The 6,000-nt window shown below is 61.0% G+C and carries 4 protein-coding genes and 1 tRNA gene; 1 reads left to right on the top strand and 4 read right to left on the bottom strand.

Annotated elements, in window-relative coordinates:
* Nucleotides 1-1,045: CobW family GTP-binding protein (locus QRN54_RS08915; protein WP_285181869.1), on the bottom strand; the 1,045-nt coding region annotated here is incomplete at its 3' end.
* An 81-nt stretch (nucleotides 1,046-1,126) separates the two neighbouring features.
* Entirely contained in the window at nucleotides 1,127-1,729 is a 603-nt protein-coding gene (locus QRN54_RS08910; RefSeq protein WP_007731307.1) for a lipocalin family protein, read from the bottom strand.
* Between the two features lie 178 nt (nucleotides 1,730-1,907).
* Here QRN54_RS08910 and QRN54_RS08905 point away from each other — a divergent pair, with 178 nt between their 5' ends.
* Nucleotides 1,908-4,442 (top strand): AMP-binding protein, encoded by a 2,535-nt coding sequence (locus QRN54_RS08905; RefSeq protein ID WP_285181868.1) that lies wholly within the window; start codon nucleotides 1,908-1,910, stop codon nucleotides 4,440-4,442.
* A gap of 10 nt (nucleotides 4,443-4,452) precedes the next feature.
* On the opposite strand, the gene QRN54_RS08900 is transcribed toward QRN54_RS08905, so the two are convergent.
* Nucleotides 4,453-5,568: an NAD(P)/FAD-dependent oxidoreductase gene (locus tag QRN54_RS08900; protein WP_285181867.1), complete on the bottom strand. Its 1,116-nt coding sequence runs from the start codon at nucleotides 5,566-5,568 to the stop codon at nucleotides 4,453-4,455.
* A 225-nt stretch (nucleotides 5,569-5,793) separates the two neighbouring features.
* Nucleotides 5,794-5,866: transfer RNA gene (locus tag QRN54_RS08895), tRNA-Ala, on the bottom strand.
* Nucleotides 5,867-6,000: the final 134 nt, after the last annotated feature.

Here is a 6,000-nt window from a genome sequence, read left to right as displayed (position 1 = left end):
CGACGGTATAGCGGTGCAATCCCAGCATGGCGTCGGGGTGCGGTTCGACCGTTTCCTCGCGCATGCAGGCGCGGAGCGCGCTGCCGACCGCCCCCGAATCCATCCCGGTGCCGATCACGACCAGTTGCGTGGTTCGAGGTTCGCCCGACTTCCATCGCAGCGGCGTGATCCGGACATGATCACCCACCGATTGGATCTCGAATTTTCCTGTGTAGCCCGGAATCTCGAAGTTCACGAAGCCCTTGATGCGGTAAACACCCGACGGCTGATTCTCGAGAAAGTGCGTCAAGGCCCTGGCATCGAGAGGCGTCTCCGATGCGAAATCAACCGATTCGTAGCGGTGGTGCAGGTGATCGTGGTGACACGAGCCGTCCTCGTGATCGTCGTCGTGCCCGTCGCGCAGGAGTTCGTCGAGGCTCAGTTGATCGCCCGGAGCCGGAGGGGTCACCTCGCCGGTATCGAACAACAGAGCGGGGTCTATCCGCGAGTGCGAGGTTTCCACCATCGGCGCTCGCGGATTCAACTTACGAATTTCGGCCGTGAATCGCTCGCGTTCGGCGACCGGAACGCTGTCGATCTTGTTGACTACCACCAGGTCTGCCAGGCGGACATGTTGATCGAGCTCGGGATGTTCGCGGCGAACGGTGGAGAAATTGGCTCCGTCGACCAGGACCACCAGGCCGCCGTAGACGACAGACGGGTTCTCACTTCCGAGGACGAGTCGAATCATGTTCCGCGGCTCGGCAAGCCCGCTGGCCTCGATGACGATCACGTCGATCCCGGACTGCCGGTGCGCCAACTTGTTCAGCATCTCGTCCATGTCCGAGACGTCGACAGCGCAGCACAAACAGCCGTTGCTGAGAGAGACCATCGAATCGACCTGACCGGCGACCATCATCGAGTCGATGTTGACGGAGCCGAAGTCGTTGACGATCACGCCGATGCGTACACCGTCGTTGTTACGCAGAAGATGGTTGAGCAGCGTCGTCTTGCCCGAACCGAGAAAGCCTGCGACGACTATTACGGGAATCTGCTTCTTCGCCACCACACAACCTTCCGAAACCACACGTACCGATCAGTGATCGTAGTGGAGTGTGGCTCCGGAAGGTTCACGCTGACAGCAGACTCACACCGTGCAGAGCGGACGGATGTCCGACGTGCCCTCGGTGGTCGGTGACGTCAGGATCGTGCATGCGTTGTATCCACGGGATTCGGCGACCCGGCGGATCTCACTCCAGCCTGCCGCGTCGATAACCGCCGACCGTGAGAGCACGAACCCGGAAAGCCTGAGCGGATCGCCCACCAGTGCCCACGAATAGTCGTCGGCAATGTAGGTGACGATGTAGTTGGGTGGGCCGTCCAAGCTTTCCTGTGAGGGCACCCCGGGGAAGCTCACATGCAACTGGGCACCCGTTGCTGGATCGGTAACTCGGGCATTCCCGACGATCTCGTTGGCTTGACCGGTCCACGTCGTACACGTGTTCTTCACGCTCACGTTCGTGGAATCGACAATCCCGTAACTCGCCCGGGTGTCCTTCGCGCACGCGAGGTTGAAGGGCTGAGGAATCGCCGCCACCTGGTTCCATTCCCCTACGTAGCGCGCGACGTCCAGGTTCGCCACCGGCTGCAAGGGTTCCCAGATTGGGCTCGCCTGCGCGGTTCCCGAAAACATCGTCGCTGCGGCGCACACTCCCGCAATCGCAATCGCACTTCGCCCCGACCACTTCATGTCACTGCTCCTCGTCTGTACAACGCTCGATCGGCATTGGTTCCTCAAGACATTCGGAGCTGACGGACTGGAGGATGGGGAGGTATGTAAAACTACTTTTGGTTTGTTATGGACCTACTTCACAAACCTTATGTAGTCTTTGCTAAAAGATAGCTGAAAGTCGGACGGAGCTACTGTGATGAAGGTTGTCGACTTAGGTCTAGAACGCACTCGCTATGCAGTCATCGACGAGACGATCGAGTCGAGGTGGCGCCGAGTCACCTCTATGCAGCACGACGCCGTTGCCGTCGTGACTCCGCGCGACCGGATCACTTTCGCCGAACTCGAACTCCGGACCGACGCATTGGTCCGCGAACTTCGCCTACGTGGGTCACACGGGGCACGCCCGGTTGCGGTCGATCTCGAACCAACGGCCGAGTCGGTGCCCGCCATCCTCGCCACTCTGATTTCCGGTCGGCCCTTGGTCATGATCGACCCACAACTCCCCGAGGCCCGCCGAGCGCACATCATGAGCACCTCGGGTGCAGTCCCGCTGCAGTCGATACTCGACGAGTCTGCTGCGACGGGCTTCAGATTCGACAGCGCGTTGGAACCATCGAGTTCCGACCCTGCCATGATCGCGTTCACGTCAGGCACCAGCGGGGCACCCAAGGGAGTCGTGTTGAGCCACTCCATGTGCCTGAACAAGGCCGACGAACTCGCCGCAGCAATCGACCTGCGACCCGACGATCACATCGGGAACCTGTTGCCCGTCAGTTTCGGAGCCGGAATCACGGCCCTGATCATGGGGCTTATGAACGGAGTCACGGTCTACTGCTGGGATCCACGTATCGACGGCGTCTCGGGAATCGACGACTGGCTGATCGAGAATTCGATCACGACCACGCACTGTGCGCCGTCTTTTCTGCGGGCGTGGTCGGATCTCGATTGCGTTGCAGCAAATGATGATTCGATCGGTTCCCTGCGCGTCGTCGTAACGTACGGGGAAGCAGTTCACGGCGAGGACTACGCGCGCCATCGCAGTCACGGCTTCGCTCGCGTCACGTACGTCAACTGGCTGGCCACCACCGAGACCGGTGTCGTCGCGTACAACGTGTTCCCACCACATTCCGAACTACCCGTCGGAGTGGTACCGGCCGGACGTGCTCGCGACGGCAAGGACGTACAGATCGTCGATGTGAACGGCGTGCCTCTCCCCGACGGAGAGATCGGAGAGATTCAGGTTGTCTCCAGTGATCTTGCCGACGGATACCACGGCGACCCGGATCGAACTGCAACACGATTCACGCGCCTGGGCGACGGAGTGAGCATCTACCGGACCGGTGACCGGGGCCGCATCGACGAACGCGGAGAACTGCAACTGCGGGGACGCGTCGACGACGCCGTCAAGATTCGGGGCTACCTGGTGGAGCCGATGGAAGTCGAGGCGCATATTCGTCGAATTCCAGGCGTCGCCGATGTTTTCGTGGCCGTCGTCCTCGAGAACGATCGACCGGAGATCGTCGCCTACGTGGTCCTGACCAAAGCCGTGATGGCACGGTCGGGCGCCGCGATGCGGCGCGAATTGGCGACATATCTGCCGGCCTGGATGCTCCCCCGACATTTTGTTCTGATGCCGGCGTTGCCCCGCAACGAAAGAGGAAAGGTCGATCGAACAGCGCTGCCCTCCGTCGAGGTGCGGTCCACTCCACCGACTCTCGCCGGGCCCGCCGAATTGTGGTTGTCCTCGATCTGGGAGTCGATTCTCGGTATCGACTCCATCGACCGTGAGGACGACTTCTTCGAACTCGGCGGCGATTCGCTTGCTTCAACCGAAGTGGTGGCAAAGATTCACGACATGTTCCGGATCCGGATCACGGCGGCGGAGTTCGCGGCCGCCAGTACCGTCAAAGACCTTGCAGCGCTGGTGGATCGGCGCAGAATCGATCCCGATGATCGCGTCTGTCACAACACGATGGTGCCACTGAAGCTCGAAGGCTCCGGGCGACCGCTGTTCATCATGAACGGAGCGGGGTGCCCATCGACGACGCTGTCCACCTTGTCGAAAGCGCTTCACACCGATCGGCCGGTTTACGCACTTCAGCCACACGGCTTCGAATCTCGCGGACTACCCGACCGGTCGGTGAAAGCAAGCGCCCGCCGTTTCATTTTCGAAATCAAGAAGATTCAGCCCACCGGGCCATACCTCCTCGCCGGATACTCGTACGGCGGCTACGTGGCGCTGGAAATGGCGACACAGCTGTCCGAGTCAGGTGACACTGTCGAACACGTCACCGTTCTCGACACCAGAATCTCCACCGAGGCTGCCGCACGACTGGCTGGTCGAGCGGGCATCACTTTGGATCCGTCGATCGTCGACCTTGCACCACAACCATCCACCAATGCCCGCTGGAAGCCGACCAGACGCACCGTCGCGGCCATGTGGATCCGCACGCTGTTCGCCGGCATTCTGCAGTACCCGCCGGCCACCCAGTGGACCGTGTTCCTCTACATCGGAGGCCAGGCGCTCCGGAAGCATCGGATACGAGCATGCGCCGCGCCCGTCACCGTGATCCGTGGAGCCACCAACAACCGTGGACGCGAGATCTGGTCACTCATTGCCACAGGCTCACTGGATTTCGACGACGTCGACGCGTGCCACGAAGACGTCGTCCGCCAACCGTACGTCCGCAAGACTGCGGCGATCATCGATCGAGTCTGTGATCGAGCGTGACCAGCGCTGCTCATGTCCAGTTGTAGAAGAAAGAGCGGCGGGGAGTGAGTGCCCACTCGGTCGTCGACGAGCACACTCGTTCTTTGACGAACGCACCCGCCATGCCTGCGATGAACATGCCCGCTGCGTCGTCGACACGAGTGGTCCGCTGGAACACACCTCGCCGCCTCCCGAGACTGATGCACCGGCCTGCGAACTTCGGAGCCACCGGGCGCGGCGCGGAACCTTCGAGTCGATGCAGGATCGTCTCGGCCGCATGGACTCCCAAGGGAATCGCGGCCTGACAACTCATCCTCAGTAAAAGATCACCGACTGCGACCGCATCACCCGCACCGACGATGTTGGGGTGGGACGAGCATTCGAGTCGGTCGTCGACCTTCAGACGACCGAGACCGTCGACGGGAAGGCCACTTCGGCGCGCCAGCTCGGGGACCCCGAATTCTGTCGCGAGAATCGTGCAATCTGCCTCCACCCGTGCGCCTCCCGCAAGCTCGCAGGACGAACCGTCAATCCGTGTAACCCGGGATTCGGTGACGATGTCGACCCCAAGATCGGTCAATGTTCTGAGAATTGCAGATCGCGCACGCTCTGACAGATCCGGGGCCACGATTCCTCCGGTCACCAAAGTGATTCGGCTGCTTCGCTGCTCAGCCAATTCTGCGGCAGTCTCGATTCCGGTGAGACCGCCGCCGACAACACAGACCGTAGCCTCCCCGTCGAGTGTCGCCATTCTGGATTCGAGGCGAACCGCGTCCTCGAATTCGGAGACGCTGAACCCGTGCTCCGCCGCCCCGCCGATAGTGCTGGGTAACTGCCCACTTCCGACTGCGTAGACCAGATAGTCGTAGTCGAGCACACTGCCGTCGTCGAGGGTAAGCCTGCCGAGCCCCGCCTCGATCGTCGTCACCTCTCCGAAGACTCGGTGTGCCGCACGCGGTAGCGCCCTGTCGAACGAGACCGTCGCGTCGTAGCCAGCCGCGATCATCTGATGGAGCCTGATTCTTTGCACGAAGTGTGGGCGCGGATTCACGACGGTCACCGTGATGTCCGACCGAGTTCTCAGCAGTCGCTTCGCTGCCATGACGCCCGCATATCCTGCCCCGATTATCACCACGTGTGCACTCATGGTTCTCCGTTCCGCCAACGGTCCCCATGCTGAGAATGCACGGGATGATCAGGCCTCATCGCGGACGTTATTGAATATTGACGCCCTGGCGTTATGGCGGTCGACACATCTAGGCAGAACTGTGCTGCATGCAATAGAGACTCGAAAAACACAGGGTCGACAACACAACACTGGCTCGAAAACAACAAATGCTCTGCACCGATTGGTGCAGAGCATTTGTTCGGGTGGAGCTAAGGGGACTCGAACCCCTGACCCCCACACTGCCAGTGTGGTGCGCTACCAGCTGCGCCATAGCCCCGTATTCAGTTCGCTCTAACAGTCGAACTCGCAGCGGCTGTTCTGCTTTCCGCTTGCTGGAAGAAAGTTACACCACTTGACTCGTGGGCAACAAATCGCCTGGTCAGAGCGAAGCGGCCGCTCCTTGTCGAAGCG

It is taken from the genome of Rhodococcus sp. MEB032 (genome assembly GCF_030208925.1).
Taxonomy (GTDB): Bacteria; Actinomycetota; Actinomycetes; order Mycobacteriales; family Mycobacteriaceae; genus Rhodococcus_F; species Rhodococcus_F qingshengii.
Note: the sequence above shows the minus strand (reverse complement) of the source record. Positions and strands in the feature narration are given on the sequence as shown.